Here is a 19,868-nt window from a genome sequence, read left to right on the forward strand (position 1 = left end):
ATTTCTTGATACCCCTTCTAGTATCCTAAAATCTACGACTCAGAATAATGAGAAGGAATGTCAAAATGAATACTACTTCGTCATTCGATTTCAAAAATTGGCTTCGGTCTCATCCAAATCCCAAAATGAGAAACCTTTTTGTCATTTTGAAAAGAGCGCGTGCGACAGGCATTCCCACGCCATCGTTTTATAACAAAGCGCTCTATGCGTTATTAACTATTTTGCGAAATGGAATCGAAACACTATCTCGACTACTTGTATACACGCCTGCATTTAAAGGGCGCGTATCGAAATGTGGTCACTCACTCTATCTTTACAGCGGATTGCCACTTGTCACTGGTCCCCTGAAAATTGCATTAGGCAATGACTGCCGAGTGTCAGGACACACCACTTTTAGCGCTCGAACTACACCTCACCCTAACCCTGCAATACATCCAGAACTTATCGTCGGTAGCAATGTTGATATAGGTTGGCAGGTCACTATCGCTGTTGCCGAAAAAGTTGAAATTCAAGACAACGTGAGAATCGCGGGACGTTGTCAATTATTTGGTTACTCAGGACATCCGCTCAATGCACGCCAAAGAGCAGAAGGTGCACCCGATGAAGATCATCGCATTGGAAGCATTGTCCTAGAGCAAGACGTTTGGCTAGCGACAGGAGTAACCGTGCAAACTGGCGTGACAATTGGACAGGGAACCATCGTCGCTGCAGGTAGCGTCGTGACTAACGATTTACCCGCCAATGTTATCGCCGCTGGATGCCCTGCGAAAGTCGTTAGACATATCGATCAGACGATATAGCGTTAATTGGCCGTTACTGAATAACAAGGATTATGTTATGAGAGATTTGATTGTATTCGGAGAAGACTATGGTGCCTTGCCTTCTAGCACTCAGCATCTCGTCAAGCGCCTTGCCAGTCAGCGGAAAGTACTCTGGATAAATTCCATTGGTTTACGTCAACCCAAGTTTACTAAACACGATGCGGCCCGAGCACTAAACAAGCTACTCCGACGTGATAAGTCCAAACAACTGAAACTCGAATCCGAGCCAGTACCAGAGACTATTACTATTGTAAACCTGATGACGATTCCAGCACCTCGTTCAACATGGTCTAGAAAGCTGGCAGCAGCCTTGATGGAGTCACAGTTGGTTCCCGTTATTAAAAGACTAAAACTCAACAATCCCATTATTTGGAGTTCATTACCCACCGCTGCTGACGTCTGCCAACGATTAGGTAATCTACCTATTGTCTACTACTGCGGTGACGATTTTGGAGCGCTCGCAGGAGTTGATCATGACACGGTATTGCAGCATGAACGTCATCTGGTTCAAGAGGCTGATATGGTCATTACGGCAAGCGAAAAGCTTCTGAGAAAATTCCCGGAAAGGAAAACTCGCTTGCTAACTCATGGTGTGGATTGTCAGCGCTTCTCCCAGCCTACCAAGCGCGCCAATGACTTACCAAACAGAGGACGTCCAATTGCTGGCTTCTATGGCAGTCTTTCTAGTTGGCTAGATTATGATCTCCTTAATCAGGTGATAAGTGCCATGCCGCATTGGGATTTCGTATTTATTGGTCAACTCGAACTAGAACAGTTTCCAATTGTACAGGCCGACAACGTCTTTTATCTGGGACCCAAGCCTCATGCGCAACTCGCATGTTACAGCCAGCACTGGACCGTCAGTTTGCTGCCATTCGTCTTAAACGCACAAATTAGTGCGTGCAACCCTCTTAAGCTGAAAGAGTATTTAGCCGCAAGAAGACCGGTTATTACTACCGAATTTCCGGCACTTAAGCCCTACCGTGAACATGTCATCGTGATTCAAAATGTTGGCGAAATGATAAAAGCGCTTGAGTCAGCGGCAAAGCAATCGACTAAGCTTCCTGAAGGTCTAGTCGACAGCGAGAGCTGGGAACAAAGAACTCAAGTACTAGAGCGCTATTTGGAGGCCTTATGAGTGAGCTAAAGCTGAGGCTTTTAGCTATCTTAACGGCAGCGTGGAGGCGTCGTTATGCGATAGCAATGCCAATCTTGATCATGCCGTTTGTCGCTTATGCTATTGGCGTCTTGACTCCTCTGAAATATAAATCGCATACCAGCATGCTGATTCAAGAAACCGCCAAAATGAATCCGTTCCTTGAAGATATTGCCGTCTCGACCATGCTCAAAGATCGTCTGTCAGCACTTAAAACTCTCCTCAACAGCCGACACGTGCTGTTGTCAGTTGCAAGTGACCTAAGCCTTATTAATGACTCCATGACCGCATCTCAAAAAGATCAAATTATCGCTGAGCTTTCTGCCAACCTAACCGTTACTCAATTAGGCAAAGACTTCATAAAAATTGAACACTCCTCATCCTCACCAGAGGGCATGAAGGCGCTGCTAGAATCAGTAAGTGTTCACTTTGTCGAAGAACTTTTGGCACCTGAACGCTCATCGATCAGAGATTCCAGTGAATTTCTGACTATCCATATTAAGAAACGCAAACAAGAGCTAGAAAACGCCGAACAAGCGTTAGCCGATTATTACAACCAACACTCTTCAGCGACACCTGAAATGCAAAATGAGAATCTGAGCCGACTAGCCTCGCTTAAGCAAACTTTGGCGGAAAAACAAGCTGAGCTATCTGGCGTAGAACAAAGCCTAGGCTCGCTTGATCAGCAACTCTCCAAAACCAACCCGATAGTCGGCAAATTGGAAGAACAGATCATTGAAACTCGAAGCGCGTTAACCTTACTTAAAGCAAAATACACTGATACCCACAGTGCCGTGCAGGCCAAACTTAGAGAACTTAGTAGGCTAGAGAAAGAGCGCAACCAATTACTTCAGTCTGAGCAACCCGAACTCAACAGCGACCAACTGTGGGATATTGCCAGTGTGACTTCAGTTAGCGATGTAGGCGATATTCAGCCACTTCTAATTACCCAGCTTCACAGCCTCCAACTTGTTCGAGGTCGGTACGAATCACTCAAGCAAGAAACTAATAGCTTGCAGTCTATGATTGATGAGCTCACCGTCAACGCCCAAAGTTACGGTAGTAATGCCAAACAATTATTGAAGCTACAACGTGATGTCAGTCTTAAAAGACAACTCTACGATGAACTAGTGGAACGTTACGAAATGGCACAATTGACCGGTTCATTAGGTGTGTTTGAGCAAAATAAACGAGTCAAAATCATCGATCTCCCTTATACACCCAGTTCACCAACGAATTTCACGCCAACCGTATTTGCGGCTGTTGGTGTTATCGCTGGACTTGTTCTGGGCATAGGTATGGCAATTGTTCTTGAGCTCTTTGATACAACTATACGCCGTAGGGATCAACTCACTCAAATATCCGGTGTGCCTTTGATTACTGCGATTCCTAAGATTGCCGCCGAATGATATTCAGAATGAATGTCATATCGGGAAAGCCATATATTTTGAGCTTAACTACATGTTTTTATTTACTTATTAACTTGGCACAACCCGTGCAACGTTAGATTAACAATGCAACGCCTATGCAAGGAGCAAATTATGGCAAGCTCACCCCTTATTCCAAAACACAACTCTGGTAGCACATACAAGGTCGTACACGTTGTTCAACACCTCGCTCCTGGAGGACTTGAAACAATGGTTCTTGAACTGCTTAAGCAAGCGAAAGAAGATGAAAGAGTATTCATCATCAGTTTGGAAGGGGAGCTTGAACAAGCAATTAAACACTGGCCACAACTTATCAAATATCGCTCACATCTATTCTTTCTCGGCAAAAAGCCCGGTTCACAAATTACTCTGCTTCGAGTGATGTATCGACTACTTAAGGTACTAAAGCCTCAAGTTGTCCACACTCATCATATTGGCCCTCTAATCTATGGTGGCATTGCAGCAAGACTCAACCGAGTCCCAGCACGAATTCATACCGAGCACGATATGTGGCACTTAACCGATGCAAAACGTCAAAAGGTAGAAAATCTCGCACTCAAGGTGGTTAACCCAATCTTAGTGGCTGATGCGCAAAAAGTTCAGCAGCAGCTTTCTCAGCTATTCCCTTATACCACGCCGACTGTAATTAAAAATGGAGTGGACTGTAACCGATTCGTACCTGCGAATCAGGCTGGAGCAAGGCGTATCCTTGGTTTGCCAGCCAAAGTTACCCTCATTGGCACCGCTGGTCGTTTAGAACCTGTTAAAGCACAAGCGACTTTGATCAAATCCATTGCACGACTTTCGAACGATATCCACCTCGCTATTGCAGGTATAGGTTCCCTTGAGCAAGAGCTCAAAGACCTTGCCAAAGCTTTGAAAGTTGAGGACAGGGTTCACTTTCTTGGATTAGTAAACGATATGCCTTCGTTTTACCAATCGCTTGATCTGTTCTGTCTCCCTTCAGTGTGTGAGGGATTTCCACTTTCGCCCCTTGAAGCACAAGCGTGCAACGTTCCAGTTGTGGTTACGGATGTTGGTGCGGCAAAGGAAACTCTATGCCCTTTATCTGGTGTGACAACGAAATCGAACCGAGTGTTTTCATTGGTGCAAGCTTTAGAGAACGCATTAAAAACACGTCACCTATTCTGTCCACGAGACTTTGTTGTCGAGAATAATGATGTACGTTCAATGAGCGAAGCCTATCGAAATCTTGTGTTCAAGGCTTAACTCTTGGCTAGTCAAGATTAATTATAGAAAGGACATAATATGGAAGTAGTATTGATTGGAATATTCATTCTAAGCGCATTTTTCATAGTGTATCACCATGCTGGATATCCAGTGATTCTCCGCTGGTGGGCTAATCGACATCCAATAATCACAAGTGGTGCAACACCAAGAGGCTATCGTTGCGTTCGTAGAGATCGTGTACTACCGACGGTTACCATTATCATACCTGCCTATAATGAAGAGCAGTGGATAGCGGATAAAGTCAGAAATTGCGCATCGTTAGACTATCCAAGAGATAAGCTGAAAATTGTGATTATTGATGACGGCAGTGAAGACAGCACTCTTAATATCGCTGAGTCAACAATACAAGAGGCCATATGCGCGGATACCCATTTTGAAATTATCAATCAGCAAGATAATACCGGGAAAGTTGCGATCCTTAACCGATACATTCCGAAAGTCGACAGTGATATTACTTGCATTTCAGATGTTTCAGCAATTATCTCCGTAGATGCCCTTCTAATTGCCAGTGAGTTCTTCAAAGATCAGAACATCGGTGTCGTAAACTCAACCTATCAGCTGCTTCATGCCGGTCAAACCGGAGAGTCAGACTACTGGCAATACCAAAACAACATCAAATATCGTGAATCCACTATGGGGTCTACGATTGGTGCACATGGAGCGCTGTATTTCATACGTACACCGCTATTTGAATTGTTACCGGACAATACAATCAACGATGATTTCATCATTCCGATGAGGATTGTTCGCCATCACTATCAAGCCGCATACGCACCTAATATGAATGCCATCGAGCAAGAACCCACTGAATCAGTCCAAGACTTTCGGCGACGATTACGTATCTCAGCGGGCAACATGCAACAGGTAATCATGTTGTTTGATCTATTCTCGCCGCAATATGGCCGGACTGCATTTACCTTTTTCTCGGGCAAAGGACTACGCCTATTTACACCATACTTAATGATTACATGCTTGATTTCGTCACTTTGGTTGGCGCAAACAAACGCTATCTTCTTGGTACTGTTTTATTCGCAGGTAGCCGTTTACGTTATTGCCGCAATAGCGAACTACTGCCCACCTCTTCAAAAGCTGCGACTCATTCGTTTAATTACATACTTAATCGTTGGCCATACTGCTAACTTGATTGGTGGGCTTCGTTACTTATTTGGACTTGAAAATGGAAAATGGCAGCGTCTCACGCGCTAGGAGGATAATTATGACTAACTATGAAAGACGCTCAATTCACTTCTCAAAACGAATTTTCGATATTGTAGGTGCTAGTGTTGGCATGATCATCCTTGCAATCACTTTTATACCTGTAGCGCTAGCAATTAAATTTACCTCGAGAGGACCCATATTTTATAAGCAGCTCAGAGTAGGGAAATGGACTCCTGAGAGAATGGATTTCATTTATGTACTCAAGTATCGTTCAATGTATGTGGATGCCGAATCCCATTCAGGCGCAACATGGGCGACAGAAGACGATCCGCGAATCACACCTGTAGGCCGCTTTCTTCGCAAAACCCGACTTGATGAACTCCCGCAGTTTATTAATGTACTCAAAGGCGATATGTCGCTCATAGGGCCAAGACCAGAACGCCCTGACTTCTATAACAAGCTTGAGAATGACATTCCATTCTTTGTAGAACGAACTTACGACGTACTACCCGGTATCACTGGACTAGCACAAGTTAATCAAGGTTATGATACGTGCATTGAAGATGTGAGAAGTAAGGTTGGTTACGACCACAGTTATGCCTTATCACTGTCGTCATTTAAGACTTGGCTGTCCACTGACATTCATATTGTCTTTAGAACTCTAAAAATCATGGTTGATGGACGCGGCAGATAAGTCTAAGACAAAAAAAGTCCGGCCTATTGGCTGGACTTTTTCGCGGTAAAGATAAAAGTCAGCCCTAGGAGGATAAAACCGATCCCGGACAACTTCACCCAACTAAATGTCTCATTGAGCCAAGGCAAAGTCACTGCTAGCAAGTAGACAATCACATAGCTCAAGCTAAGCAAAGGATACGCAACCCCTAGCGGCAAGTGCTTTAAAGCCATTACCCAACACGCCATAGACAGTGCATAGCACCCTAGGCCGATGCCAACACCAATTAAAGCTGGCCACACATGTACTAGGAGATCAAGCAGTTGATCTTGTTCAAATAAAACAACAATGCTATCCCATTGCGATGCAATCCCTCCCATTCCCCATTTCATAGAGAGCTGAGCAGCAGATATTAGCAGGACACTCACTAGTGCAATTGGCAAGCCGGCTTTAAGATCTTTCGCTACCATCAACCAGCTCCTCCAATAATGCCAACGCCGATCATTATGCACATTACACCAAGCCATTGCTTGGGCAGAATGACTTCACCAAAGGCAAATTTAGAAACCAATAACATGATAACGAAATTAACGCTTAGTAACGGATAAGCAACTGATACATCCCACTGACTCAGTACACCCAACCAAGTTAAGGCACTGGTTCCCAAGAAGACAATTCCAAGAAGCATAGGAAAGCTCAATAGCTTCCCTACTGCGGACAGCTGCGGGTTTTCTTCAAAATACATAGCTGCTCGCTTTTGCCAATATTGGCTAAGCGAGCTTGCGACGACTGAAAGTACAAACAGCAGTACTGTCATTACTGGGCATCTTTTTGATTAAAGATCAGCGCATGATAACGGCCACGATCAACGTGATCATCTGGTTCAGGGAAACCTTCTGGCAACGGCGGTAGGTCTCTAAAGTGTAAGAGCACTGGACCCGTCAACTGTTTCTCTTTGATAAAGTCATCTAACTGATTCCACTCAATGAAGCGATGCTTCGAGTCCTCATATTTCAGACCGTAATCCACCTCACCCATAGACTTGGTGAGATAGACATCGCTGCGCTTCAAGTACCAGTTTAGTGCTGACATTGTATCCGGATAGTCCGCAATAAGAACCATATCATCGGTGACTTTTGGTGCTAATTGCTCCATGAAACGTGCTGGCATTTTTGAGTCAATCGTCGTATTTGGAAGCACAGTGGAGAACAAGGCGAAAAGAGCCAAAGGCGATACCATATACGCAGCAAACTTGTGTTCGAACGCTTTGGCTTTCACTGCATAGAAAGCACAAGTAGCCCAAAATCCTAGTATGAACAACGCAATCCAAGGACGATAAGATTCAGACTCATCCAAAGGTAGCTTACCCATAAAGAACATCACCATTAATGTAATAGCAACCGTTGCAAAGAATAAACCATTAATAATCGAACCTATTGTTAGACCTTTCGCTTTGCTGTTATAGGCTTTGATAATGCCATGGGTCAATAGAATCGCAATTGGAGCCATGCAAGGTAAGATATACGTCGCCAGTTTTCCACTTGCATAGGAGAACAGCAAAAATGGCATTACCGCCCAAAGAATAGAGTAGCGAATAAGTGGCTTTGAAAACTCACCCTTTAACTGAACAAGAGCAGACGGAGCCCAAAATACCCAAGGTAGAGTACCTAAGAATAGGAACGGTACATAATACCATATCGGCGCAGCGTGCTGCGCATCTTCAGCAGAGAAACGATGGATATGCTCTTCCCAGAAGAAGTAATTCCAATAATCTGGTTCAGCTGCATGTATAGCTAGAGACCATGGCAAACAAGTGATAAGCGCAACAAACATCACCCACCAGCCCCATCTTAATATCTCTAGGAACTGCTTTTGCATAATCATGTAAGGTATAACGACAATAACTGGTAACGCTAGCGCTAAAAAGCCTTTCGTCAAAACAGCACAACCACAGAAGAACCCTGCTAAGCCATAGTGTAACCATCGCTGTTTCGTAGAGGTCGCTTCCGTTGCAAAATAGAAGGCGGCATAACAAGCAGTAAGCCAGAATGCCAACATGCCATCGAGTACGCTATAAGTACCGATTGCTGCCACCATAAACATGCTAAGAAACACACCTGCGGTTAGCCAACCTTGACGGCGATCTGTCATTCTGCCAACGAGAGAAACTAAAAAGAGTGCAGAACCAAACATAGCAAGTGCCGACGCAATTCTCACAGCAAAATTGGTGTCACCAAAAATAACTTGTGCAATGGCGTTAAACCAATAACCCATGATCGGCTTTTCGAAGTAACGTAAGTCGTTAAAGGTAGGAACTATCCAGTTACCGGAAGCCACCATCTCGCGAGAGATCTCTCCGTAGCGTAGCTCATCTGGTGACCACAGTGGGCGCAGATCAAGCGGTAGTATGTATAACGCAATAAAGAAAAGCGGTATCCACACCGCCCAGTTAATTCGTGATTGTTGCATTCTTCATCCAATTGAATAAAAGCCCATGACATCATGGGCTTATACTAGTTTCAAATCTACATGCAGCGACATTTAAGGCGTAAAAGCGACTACAATCCCATGCGTTCTACAAATGACGCTTGGTGTGTTAGCCACCCTTCTCGCCCTTCCATTTCGATGTTTTTTATTGCATCACTTGGAAGTGGCGATTCTGCCCCTTCAAGCAGATCTATCATGGGTACGAATTCTATATTCTGTTGCTTAGCTCTGACAATCAAATCTTCAAACATTTCAGCACAAACAATACCTTCTACTTCCGCGTGGATTGTATAAACATTCAAACCATCGCGCTTAATAAGCTTAAGAATAGCATCATTGTAGTTGCTGTTGTCGACACCATCTTGCCCGACAAGCTCGTCATAGGTAGGCAAAGTCACTGGGATTTGAGGTGCCATTCCTTCACCTGGAGAAAAGATAGAATCGCCGCGACAATCGCTATTGTACTTAAATGGGAAAGCATCTTTCTCAATAAGCGTTTGATCAGTACAGCGCCAACCAGCTACTGCACTACAAGGCAGATCTCTACCAGTAATATCCTTCAGCATGTTATAGCCTTTGGAAATCTCACTACGCAGCTCTTCCGGTGACATGGTATCGGTTTTCATCTGCCACTTGTGGTGGTCCCAAGCATGCAAACCAATTTCATGACCAGCTTTATCAGCCGCCTCAATAATTGGACGAAGTTTTTTGCCAATCACAGGACCTGGCCAGATAGTGCCACGAATTAAAATATCGTAACCGTAAAGACTAGCGGCCTTAGAGCGAAGCATCTTCTTCAGAAATGCGGGACGCAAAAGGCGCCATATATGGCGCCCCATGTTATCAGGTCCAACAGTAAAGAAGAATGAAGCCTTCACTCCGTGCTTCTCGAAAATTTCGAGTAGCTTAGGTACACCAAGTTTGGTGCCTCTAAAAGTGTCTACATCGATACGAAGACCGACTTTAGTGACTTCATTCTGTTCCATTACTTCTCTTCTGCTACTGCACCTTTAAGGAAGAAATCTAGAGTCTCTTCGATTGTGTCGTTCATGTGAACTTTTGGTTCCCAATCAAGCAGCTTCTTCGCGTTTGCGATGCTTGGTTTACGGTGTTGAACGTCTTGGTAGCCGTCACCGTAGAACGCTTTGCTTTCTACTAGGTTGTAGCCAGCAAATGGAGGGAACTGATCACGCAGTGGGTGGTTCTCAAACTTCTCAACCAATGTCTCAGCAAGCTCTTTGATGCTCGCTTCGTTTTCTGGTGCACCGATGTTGATGATTTGACCGTCACACAGACCTTCTTTGTTCTCGATGATGCGGAATAGCGCTTCAATCGCTTCAGAGATGTCAGTGAAACAACGCTTCTGTTCACCACCGTCGATAAGCTTGATCGGCGTACCTTCAACTAGGTTTAGGATAAGTTGAGTGATCGCGCGGCTAGAACCGATACGTGCAGAGTTCAAGCTATCTAGACGTGGGCCCATCCAGTTGAACGGACGGAATAGCGTGAACTTAAGGCCATCTTTCTTACCGTAAGCCCAGATAACACGGTCAAGTAGCTGCTTAGATACTGAGTAGATCCAACGCTGACGGTTAATAGGACCAACGATCAGTGGTGAAGTATCTTCGTTGAACTCAGGATCCGTCGACATACCGTAAACTTCAGAAGTCGATGGGAAGATAATGCGCTTGTTGTATTTCACACACGCACGAACGATCTTCAGGTTCTCTTCAAAGTCGAGTTCGAATACGCGAAGTGGGTTACGCGTGTATTCGATTGGTGTTGCGATAGCCACTAGTGGAAGAATGATGTCACACTTCTTAACGTGGTACTCGATCCACTCGTTGTGGATAGTGATATCACCTTCAACGAAGTGGAAATCTGGGTGGCTTAGGTGCTCTTCGATTTGATTCGAGTTCATGTCCATTGCATAAACTTCGTAACCACCGTCGTCTAGAAGACGCTTAGTTAGGTGAGTACCGATGAAGCCGTTAGCACCGAGGATAAGTACTTTTTGACGCTTCTTAGCGTTAATAAGTGCACTTGCTTGAGGACCAAAGCGCATGCCTTCAACAAGGTGAAGCTCAGCAGCTAGCTGCTCACCACCTAGGTATAGACCGTTTTCTGCTTCACCAGATTTAACAATCAGTGAACCTTGAGCACAAGCGATCGTTAATGGTGTAGTAGAAACGATAGTACCAGGAGTTACATCAAATGTTTTGTCGCTTGCTTCCGCGCTCCAAATAGTCAGCTTACGCTCACCAAGGAAAGTGAATGCGCCTGGGAACGGTTCTGTTACCGCGCGAACTAGGTTAAATACGGTACGAGAATCGTTAGACCATTTAATCTCACCGTCAGCAGGAGTACGACGGCCAAAGTAAGTTGCTTTGCTTTCGTCCTGAGCCGTTGTTTTGAATGAACCATCTACGATAGTTGGAAGCACTTTGCTCAGTAGATCGCTAGATGCTGTGTTCATACGCTTATGAAGCGTTTCTGCCGTATCAGCGTCAGTGATAGCAATTTTTTCTTGACCAACGATATCGCCAGCATCCGCTTTCTGAACCATTTGGTGCAGCGTTACACCAGTTTCAGTTTCGCCGTTAACTAATGCCCAGTTGATTGGTGCACGACCGCGGTATGTTGGAAGCAAAGAACCATGTAGGTTGAAACCACCTTTAGGAGCGATATCTAGCACTTCTTGGCTGATCATATTGCGATAGTAGAAAGAGAACAGTGCATCTGGCTTCATCGCACGGATTTTCTCAACCCATAGTGGGTGGTTCACGTCTTCAGGTGCGTAAACTGGAATACCGTTCTTTGCTGCAAGTTTCGCTACAGAGTCAAAAAACACGTTCTCGTTGCTGTCATCAACATGAGTAAATACTGCTTCGATTTCTACACCCGCGTCTAGCAAGCTACGAATACCAGTACAACCGATATTGTGGTAGGCAAACACTACTACTTTCATGGAATATTCCTCTAAATACAAATCTTATTCTTTATTTTTTAATTCGTCGCTTTCACGTGCATTTTTAGTGGCTTCACCGACTAAAACATCTTGCACGTAAAAACGTGGGCGCGCTCTTACATCAGAGTAAATACGACCAATGTACTCACCAAGTAAGCCTAGACCCACAAACTGTGCACCAACAAATACAAATAGGATAGCAAACAAAGTAAACAGGCCATCACCTGCCCACTCAGAACCAAACATAATGCGCATCAACATAAGGATGACGCCAAACGCGATACCTGCCGCAGCGATACCACCACCAACAATGCTCAACAGGCGTAATGGCGCTGTTGTCATACTGGTGATCAAGTCAAACATTAGGCTAATAAGCTTCATAAAGCTATATTTCGACTCACCATCAGCACGCTCATCATGATGCACGTCGATCTCAGTGGTGTGGCGAGAGAAGCCATTCGCTAGCACAGGAATAAACGTGCTGCGCTCGTGACACTCAAGCATTGCGTCAACAACATGTCGGCGGTACGCACGAAGCATACAACCATAATCATTCATCTCTACGCCAGTAGAACGCTTCACTAGCTTGTTGATAAGCTTTGATGGGTAACGACGAAGTGCACTATCTTGACGATTCTTACGAACTGTCCCCACAGAATCGAACCCTTCTTCAGCTTTTGCTACAAGGTTAGGGATTTCTTCTGGTGGATTCTGAAGGTCTGCATCAAGTGTGATGATCAAATCACCACGTACTTGCTCAAAGCCAGCCATAATAGCGTTATGTTGGCCATAGTTACGATTCAAGATAACGCCAACAACGTGGCTCCCTTCTTTCGCTGATGCTTCTTCAATGATTTCCGCGCTGCGATCACGACTTCCATCGTCCACAAGAATGAGCTCGTAATCTTTACCTAGGCTATCACTCGCCTTGGTCGTACGGTCAATGAGTTCTTGTAGACAGTTTTCTTCGTTGTATACCGGAATAACGATAGAGACAAAGTTGATTGCTTGATTGTGTTTCATGGTTTACCCAATTATTTCTGAAACGGCGCTAACTACACGCTCGACATCATCCTGAGTCATATCAGGAAACAGCGGTAGTGAGCAGATTTGATTACTGTTACGTTCTGTATTCTGTAAATCAGGGTTAATCGCCCCGAACAATTCCGCGTAGTTTTCGCGGTAATATTTTTGAGTATGACAGGCTTTAAAGTGAATACCTGCTCCGATACCTTTTTCTTTTAGTGCGGCAATTAGGTCGTCGCGCGTAAGGCCTGCAACAGCAGGATCCACTCTAACGATCATTAGGTGCCAACAGTGTTTGTGCTCATGAGAAGCCAAACCTAGTGGCGTCACACCTTTGATAGACGCCAACTGACTGCGATAAGACAGCGCTAACTGCGTACGTTTTTCGGTGATTTCCGCAATTCGATCCATTTGTCCAAGCGCTAACACTGCACAGATATCAGGCATATTGTATTTGAAGCCAGGCTCCACGACTTCTGCTTGAGGCGCTCGTCCTTGAGTTTCACGATCAAAAGCATCAACGCCCAGACCATGGAATTTTAAACGACGCACTTTGTCAGCTAATTCAGCATCATGCGTGGTAAGTACACCACCTTCTGCCGTCGTCACGTTTTTGATTGCGTGAGTAGAGAACAGGCATGTACCACGATTGCCCACTGGCTTGCCTTTGTACTCGGTACCTAAAGCATGAGCCGCATCCTCAATCACAGGGATATTGTGCTTCTCACCTAACTGGTAAATAGGGTCAAGGTCAAGCGATGCCCCAGCATAATGCACCGGGATGATAAGCTTCGTCTTGCTAGTGATCAGTGATTCAATTTTCTCAGCATCCGTCATCAAGGTGTCAGCATCAACATCTACGAATACTGGTTTTGCTCCAACAAGCGTAATCATATTGACGGTAGAAACCCAAGTAAGTGATGGAGTGATAACTTCATCTCCAGGACCGATACCTAAAGCCAACAATACTAGATGCATACCTGCAGTCGCGCTACTAAGAGCAACGGCATGTGGAGCACCAGTGTGTTCAGACACTTTATTTTCTAACTCTGCATTTTTGGGACCCGTGGTGATCCACCCGGAACGAAGGACATCGACCACGGCTTGGATGTCTTGCTCATCTACAGCAGGTCTACATAAAGGGAGAAAAGGCTGGCTCATTTTTTAAACTCACAGTTAAATCGTGTACTCTGACACGAAGAAGGACAACAAAGTTTACTAGGGCGTTCAAAGAATTAAAAGGGTCGATGCGTTTTAGCAATACAAAACATTGACCTTTAGAACATAATTACCGCAAATATAACCCACACCTATGTGTGTATCGGCAAATTAACAATAATATTTACTAAAGTGCCACTTATCGATAAATATTCTTGGCCTAACAGTGAAAATCCTATGATTTATCTAATCAGCATAGCACTCAGGGCACTAAGTCAGTTTTATGTAAATTTAGCTGACTCTTGTTTCACACTTTCTAAGCTAAGCTAAGAAAACGCGCTATTCTGCCACATTTAATGGCTCGCCAATGTAATCATTTGTATGTGCTCTGTTTGTGTCTATCATGGTGAGAAGGTAGAATCAGCGTCCACTTTTTTGAGTCAGGTATGATCGTGAACCTCAATAACAGTCCTGTGACACAACATCAGTTTCAAGGACACGATTTTCATTTGAAGCGAGATGACTTGCTACATAGTCATTTCAACGGCAATAAGGCGAGGAAGTTCGCTGAGTTGCTTGAAACAGATTTGACGAACGTTACTCAACTCATTGGTTGGGGCTCCGCTCAAGCAAACTCCTTAACCTCTTTGGCTGCACTGGCTAAAATAAAAGGTATAAAGCTCAAGTATTTTGTTGATCACAAACCAGAATGGTTAGACCAAAACCCTAATGGTAACTACAGGGCAGCTAAAGAGCTTGGTGCAGAGATAGTCTCCCTCAAAGAGCTGCTAGGTCCCAACGCAATGCATCCGCATGCCTATATACAAGCCAACTTCGCCAATTCTACTGACAGCTATATCGTACCAGAGGGGGGACGCTTTCAATCAGCCCGTCAAGGTATCGTGCAGTTAGCAGAGGAAATTCTAAGTTGGTCGAGGTTTGAAAAAAACAAGCAGATTAAAGTGGCATTACCTTCAGGAACTGGAACGACAGCTCTGTATTTGGCACAAGTTCTCGCCCCCCAAGGTATTGAGGTTCTTACTTGCCCTTGTGTGGGCGGTAAAGATTACTTAATACAACAGTTTGACGAGCTTGGTAACTTTTCTTATTACCCGACCATTCTTGAGCTCGAAAACAAACATCACTTTGGCAAGTTGTATTTAGAAGATTATGAGATCTGGCGGTTACTACAAGCTGAAACCCACGTAGAGTTTGATCTACTTTACGACCCAATGATGTGGCGTTGCCTACTACCTTGGTTAAGTGATAACCCAGATGTTTCTCTATTGTACATTCACCAAGGTGGCATACTGGGTAATGAGACCATGCTACCCCGCTATCGCAGAAAATACGACGCACCAAAAAATGAGTGGTAGTTCAGCCTCAATGCGGTACAACATGAAACAAAAAGAGGAGCTACAGCTCCTCATTTTTGTTTCTAAGAAGGCTCCGCTCTATCATTGATGCGAAGAGTACGACTCTAAATAAAGTTTTGCTTTCTGTTGAGCTTGCTGTAACTCGTCCGCGTTTAACTTGAGCGCTAAATCATCACGGAGCTTTTCCGCCGTCGCATAACCATTAGTAGATGCAACAGAGGCCCAAGCATAAGCTTCTACATTATTGAGCTCTACGCCCTCTCCTAATGAATACTTATAAGCCAAATTTCGCTGCCCATAAGCGTATCCGTTCTCAGCAGCCTTTCGATACCACTTTACTGCTTCAAGATCATCACGCTCGACGCCCAGCCCTTTAGCATACATTACGCCCAAACTATTCTGTGCTACATCAAAGTTGCGTTCAGCAGCTAATTGATAATACTCTACTGCCTTACTATTACTCTTGGGAACACCGCGTCCCCATTTGTACATACCAGCCAAATAATACTGGGCTTGAACACTACCTTTTTGAGACGCTTTTTCGAACCATGACGCCGCTTCTTTGGCATCGTAATTTACACCATGACCGTTGTCGTACATCATGCCTAGCTTGTACATGGCGGATTCGCTGCCTTGTTTGGCCGCTTTGTGATACCACTCCACCGCTTTGGCGTCATTTTCTTTGACACCATTGCCGTCAGCATAGCGGTCACCCAACTCTATTTGAGCAAATAGATCGCCTTGCTTGGCACCTTGCTCAACTTTTTTTACGCTCACTGTTGACCAATCTTTTACAAACGCAAGGCTTCCTGCACTAAAACACAGACCACATAGGGAAACCGCTAACAGTGTTTTTCGCATTGTTTATTCCTATCCTTAAAGACGTCGTCAAATTCTGCCATATGATTAATAATCTTCTGACTAATTAAAACAGAATTAGCGATACTCTGACAAAGAATTTCGTATTAGTCACAAAAATGTTGTGGGTTGAACGCAAACTAAGCACAAATATATCGTTTGCCTTTTCAAGTCCCGCCCTATTTGAGCCTACAAGGCTCAGCCTTGCAATCGTTTACAGAAATCCCTCGTTTTACCCTAGTAAGTTTTGTACACTCAGAAAAGATTTTGAATTGGTCAAATTAGATAAAGAACGGAGTAGTTATGGTCTCTAAATGGGCGAAACGATTCATTCAGATGGCGGAACTGGTTGGTTCCTGGAGTAAAGACCCATCGACGCAAGTTGGTGCCGTTATTACCAAAAATAATCGAATCGTTTCTGTCGGCTTTAATGGGTATCCCCATGGCATTTCTGATAGTGCAGAAGTCGATGAACGAGAAACCAAATATCTCAAAACTCTGCATGCTGAAGAGAACGCAATTTTATTTGCAAAGAGAGATTTAGACGGTTGTGAGATCTGGGTTACCCATTTCCCATGCCCTAATTGCGCTGCAAAGATTATTCAAACTGGTATTTCGGTCGTGCACTGTCCGCAACAAACGGAAGACTTTCTGTCTCGTTGGGGTGAAAAAATTTCACTGAGCCAAGATATGTTTGAGCAAGCAGGTGTTCATGTAGATTGGCTACCTTTAGAACAACTAGATTAGAAATCATAGCAGTCCGAGTGCTTATCTTTTAGTTTAGAACTTACCACCTAATTCTTAACTAAAGAGCTAATTACTCAACACGCAATGAACTGATAGCCTAGGGAAACCGTAAGCCAAATTGCAAATAATGAATGCAATGAGGCTTAACATGAACATCGTCAAACTTTCACTATTTGCTTCTGCAGCAACGTTCCTAGCTGGCTGTGGAAGCGACTCTCACGACTCAACCCCTACTTCTCAACTTCGTGTAACGCATGCTAGTGCTGATGCACCGCAGGTTTCAATATTACTTGACGGCGCTATCGCCAGCGGACTTTCTGAAGTAGATTATCAACAAGGCAGCGGGCTAATTACTGTAGATGCGGGCAATCACGACCTCATCGTCAGAGGTTTATTGGCAGGAGATACGACCGCGGATGTCATCACTGCTAATGCTGTCAATTTTGCACCAGACATGCAGTATGACGTTTTTGCGGTAAATAACGTTAACGCAATCGAGCCTGTGATTTTGTCACGTTCGACAAGCGGTCCAGATGCTCAATCCGTGCGATTGGACGTATTACATGGTCATCCGGGAGTTGGTGGCGTCGATATTCACCTGACGACAGACGCAAGTATTAGTGCCAGCACTATCGCTGTTTCAGACCTTACTTTCAAAGAAGACGAATCTCAGCTCCCAGTTACACTACCTGCGGGTGATTATCGCATTAGAATTACGCTGGCTGGAAAGAGTACTGATGCAGATGTAGTTTACGACAGTGGAACCCTGACATTAGACGGTGGCAGCGATCTAATGGTTACCGCTGTGCCAAATGTCAGTGGAGGAATGGTATCACCTGTTAATTTGCTGGTTGCTGACGGTTCCGCTGTCAGCGTGTTGCGTAGTACAGGAGAAAAAGCAACGGTGCGAGTAGGTCATGCCGTTGCCGACCTCGGTGACGTCGACGTTCGAGCATCAGGTAACGTAGTGACAGGATTAAATGTTATTGGTTTTGAAAAAATCAAAAGCCTTGATTTGGCCGCTTCGTCATATGACTTAACCGTCACTCCTACTGGAGCAACTACACCAGAAGCAATTCAAGCTCCAGGAACATTATTTTCTGCTGGCTCGGAAACGACGATTTTTGCTGTGGGACGTTTTTCGGATCAATCTATTGAACCTGTGGTGATCGAAGATGATCTCAGAAGTGTGGCCTCCTACGCAAAACTACGTGTATTACACGCAAATCCAGTTGCAGGCACCGTTGATATTCATGCAGCAGCCGCAGGCACCGGATTCTCTGCGAACACCGTTGTTTTGGAAGGCGTTAACTTTAAAGAAACCGCTGTATTAGAGGTCAATGCTGGAACCTATGATTTTGCCATTGCAGCCGCTGGAACGACAAACGTACTCTTGTCTGCTTCTGGAGTCACACTAGCTAATGGTAACGTCGCGACAGCGTTCGCAACTGAAAACTCAATTGCACTCAATGTCGACAAATAACTAAAAGCTCGCTTCTAATCAAAGTCCGCAATGATCATTTAGCGGACTTTTTGCTCAGACTCACCACTAATTCTCTTCCCATATATGTTTTAGTCCACTACAATCCGCGATCTTATAATTTGAGCCAATAGTAAGTCCTTAAATGACCAATTTTCTTGTTACCGTTTTCAAGCGTGCCGTAAGCACTTCTGCCTTAATCTCTCTAGGTCTAAGTTCAGCGAACGCCATCGAGCTACCTCTATTTAAGAAGGAAGCAGAAGAGCGTGGATATACTCTACCCGAAGCGGTTGGGCTTAGCTTAGGGTATATGAATGTGTCTCAAGGTATTAATGTCGACTCTATTGCTTTGACTGGTTTACCTAGCATTATTAAAGACCTGAATATCAACACACAGGGCGGCTACCAAGAAAGTGAAGTACTTACATTAAAGGCAGATGTTTGGGTCCTGCCATTTCTTAATTTCTATGCAATTGGTGGTAAGTTAAATGGCTATTCAGAAACCACTATTACATCCGCCAACGGTACAATTGACTTAGGCTTTTTGGGCCAGCACGAAGTTAGTATTGACGATATTAATGCACCATTTCGTCTGGACTTAGATGGATATATGTACGGTGCAGGTACGGTTATAGCCGGTGGCTACGAAAGTGTCTTTGCTCTTGTTGACGCCAGTTATACAAAAACAAAATTGACAGTAATTGATGGTGAAATAGATTCTATTGTTGTATCGCCGCGAATTGGCTACGACTTTTCAAGAAATACGGACTTTCCAGTTAGAGCTTGGATTGGTGCTCAGTATCAAAACATCGAACAAACTTTAACTGGAAACGTCAAAGATCTGCCTCTTGGTGGATTAGGAGACCTAGGCTTCATACAAAACGCCAAGTTTACTGTTAATCAAAGTCTTGCAAATAACTGGAACACCCTGTTAGGCGCTCAGTACGAGTTTACTCCAAATTGGGTTTTAGTAACTGAAATGGGTTTGGGGCAACGTAAGAGCTTTTTTGTTACTTTGGATGCGCGATTCTAGCTACCAAGATTGCTAAAGAGAAATCTAACGCATCGACTTAATTAGATAATAATGGAATTTGCATCTAATTTGAGCTTATGTTCGCTTTGGATAGATTCATTCCTGCGCAGGAATGACATTGCTTCTTCGCTAGGGTCGCTTCAGGTGATTGATTACCTACGAAGGCTGGGGTCTTGTTGCAACGGCACTGAATGCGCGCTTTAAGTAGATCCCTGCCTGCGCAGGGATGACCACCTTTTTGGCTTTGGC

General features: G+C 44.4%; 18 protein-coding genes. 10 read left to right on the forward strand and 8 right to left on the reverse strand.

The window, feature by feature from the left end; genetic code table 11:
• Window positions 1-65 precede the first annotated feature (65 nt).
• From HOP38_RS10765 to HOP38_RS10790, 6 genes are all read left to right on the forward strand, one after another.
• Window positions 66-800 carry an acyltransferase gene (locus tag HOP38_RS10765; RefSeq protein ID WP_198558040.1) on the forward strand — a complete coding sequence of 245 codons (735 nt, stop codon included), beginning with the start codon at window positions 66-68 and terminating at the stop codon, window positions 798-800.
• A 37-nt stretch (window positions 801-837) separates the two neighbouring features.
• Window positions 838-1,959 carry a glycosyltransferase family protein gene (locus HOP38_RS10770; RefSeq protein ID WP_006074400.1) on the forward strand — a complete coding sequence of 374 codons (1,122 nt, stop codon included), beginning with the start codon at window positions 838-840 and terminating at the stop codon, window positions 1,957-1,959.
• Window positions 1,956-3,386, forward strand: a complete 1,431-nt coding sequence (locus tag HOP38_RS10775; protein ID WP_198558041.1) for a GumC family protein — start codon at window positions 1,956-1,958, stop codon at window positions 3,384-3,386. Before HOP38_RS10770 ends, HOP38_RS10775 begins: the two co-directional genes overlap by 4 nt.
• A 132-nt stretch (window positions 3,387-3,518) precedes the next feature.
• Window positions 3,519-4,634 (forward strand): glycosyltransferase, encoded by a 1,116-nt coding sequence (locus HOP38_RS10780; RefSeq protein WP_198558042.1) that lies wholly within the window; start codon window positions 3,519-3,521, stop codon window positions 4,632-4,634.
• Window positions 4,635-4,673: 39 nt separating this feature from the next.
• Window positions 4,674-5,861 (forward strand): glycosyltransferase family 2 protein, encoded by a 1,188-nt coding sequence (locus tag HOP38_RS10785; RefSeq protein ID WP_198558043.1) that lies wholly within the window; start codon window positions 4,674-4,676, stop codon window positions 5,859-5,861.
• 10 nt (window positions 5,862-5,871) lie between these two features.
• Window positions 5,872-6,507 (forward strand): sugar transferase, encoded by a 636-nt coding sequence (locus tag HOP38_RS10790; protein ID WP_198558044.1) that lies wholly within the window; start codon window positions 5,872-5,874, stop codon window positions 6,505-6,507.
• A 23-nt stretch (window positions 6,508-6,530) separates the two neighbouring features.
• On the opposite strand, the gene arnF is transcribed toward HOP38_RS10790, so the two are convergent.
• The 7 genes from arnF to arnB form a co-directional block, all read right to left on the reverse strand.
• Entirely contained in the window at window positions 6,531-6,956 is a 426-nt protein-coding gene (gene arnF / locus HOP38_RS10795) for a 4-amino-4-deoxy-L-arabinose-phosphoundecaprenol flippase subunit ArnF (RefSeq protein WP_198558045.1), read from the reverse strand.
• On the reverse strand, window positions 6,956-7,303 hold the full coding sequence (locus HOP38_RS10800) for a DMT family transporter (RefSeq protein WP_124939968.1): 348 nt from the start codon (window positions 7,301-7,303) through the stop codon (window positions 6,956-6,958). Before HOP38_RS10800 ends, arnF begins: the two co-directional genes overlap by 1 nt.
• A complete protein-coding gene (gene arnT / locus HOP38_RS10805) occupies window positions 7,303-8,955 on the reverse strand; it encodes a lipid IV(A) 4-amino-4-deoxy-L-arabinosyltransferase (protein ID WP_124939969.1) in 1,653 nt (550 codons plus the stop codon). Before arnT ends, HOP38_RS10800 begins: the two co-directional genes overlap by 1 nt.
• An 89-nt stretch (window positions 8,956-9,044) precedes the next feature.
• Entirely contained in the window at window positions 9,045-9,959 is a 915-nt protein-coding gene (gene arnD / locus HOP38_RS10810; protein ID WP_006074392.1) for a 4-deoxy-4-formamido-L-arabinose-phosphoundecaprenol deformylase, read from the reverse strand.
• Window positions 9,959-11,941: a bifunctional UDP-4-amino-4-deoxy-L-arabinose formyltransferase/UDP-glucuronic acid oxidase ArnA gene (gene arnA, locus HOP38_RS10815; protein ID WP_198558046.1), complete on the reverse strand. Its 1,983-nt coding sequence runs from the start codon at window positions 11,939-11,941 to the stop codon at window positions 9,959-9,961. The genes arnD and arnA overlap by 1 nt, the downstream gene beginning before the upstream one ends.
• Window positions 11,942-11,965: 24 nt before the next feature.
• The gene (arnC, locus tag HOP38_RS10820) at window positions 11,966-12,964 is read right to left on the reverse strand and encodes an undecaprenyl-phosphate 4-deoxy-4-formamido-L-arabinose transferase (protein WP_006074390.1); all 999 of its coding nucleotides are present in this window, start codon (window positions 12,962-12,964) and stop codon (window positions 11,966-11,968) included.
• A gap of 3 nt (window positions 12,965-12,967) precedes the next feature.
• A complete protein-coding gene (arnB, locus tag HOP38_RS10825) occupies window positions 12,968-14,128 on the reverse strand; it encodes a UDP-4-amino-4-deoxy-L-arabinose aminotransferase (RefSeq protein ID WP_006074389.1) in 1,161 nt (386 codons plus the stop codon).
• 449 nt (window positions 14,129-14,577) lie between these two features.
• Here arnB and HOP38_RS10830 point away from each other — a divergent pair, with 449 nt between their 5' ends.
• A complete protein-coding gene (locus tag HOP38_RS10830; protein ID WP_198558278.1) occupies window positions 14,578-15,501 on the forward strand; it encodes a pyridoxal-phosphate dependent enzyme in 924 nt (307 codons plus the stop codon).
• Window positions 15,502-15,582: 81 nt separating this feature from the next.
• Here HOP38_RS10830 and HOP38_RS10835 read toward each other — a convergent pair whose 3' ends face one another.
• Window positions 15,583-16,362: a tetratricopeptide repeat protein gene (locus tag HOP38_RS10835; protein ID WP_198558047.1), complete on the reverse strand. Its 780-nt coding sequence runs from the start codon at window positions 16,360-16,362 to the stop codon at window positions 15,583-15,585.
• 300 nt (window positions 16,363-16,662) lie between these two features.
• Here HOP38_RS10835 and HOP38_RS10840 point away from each other — a divergent pair, with 300 nt between their 5' ends.
• The 3 genes from HOP38_RS10840 to HOP38_RS10850 all read left to right on the forward strand — a co-directional run bounded on the left by HOP38_RS10840 (window position 16,663) and on the right by HOP38_RS10850 (window position 19,619).
• Window positions 16,663-17,106, forward strand: coding sequence for a dCMP deaminase family protein (locus tag HOP38_RS10840; protein ID WP_031495097.1), 444 nt, complete (start codon window positions 16,663-16,665; stop codon window positions 17,104-17,106).
• Between the two features lie 148 nt (window positions 17,107-17,254).
• Window positions 17,255-18,589, forward strand: coding sequence for a DUF4397 domain-containing protein (locus HOP38_RS10845; RefSeq protein WP_198558048.1), 1,335 nt, complete (start codon window positions 17,255-17,257; stop codon window positions 18,587-18,589).
• A 142-nt stretch (window positions 18,590-18,731) separates the two neighbouring features.
• Window positions 18,732-19,619 (forward strand): hypothetical protein, encoded by an 888-nt coding sequence (locus tag HOP38_RS10850; RefSeq protein WP_031493400.1) that lies wholly within the window; start codon window positions 18,732-18,734, stop codon window positions 19,617-19,619.
• Window positions 19,620-19,868 lie beyond the last annotated feature (249 nt).

The sequence above is a fragment of the Vibrio mediterranei genome (assembly GCF_013364395.1).
Classification (GTDB): Bacteria; Pseudomonadota; Gammaproteobacteria; order Enterobacterales; family Vibrionaceae; genus Vibrio; species Vibrio mediterranei.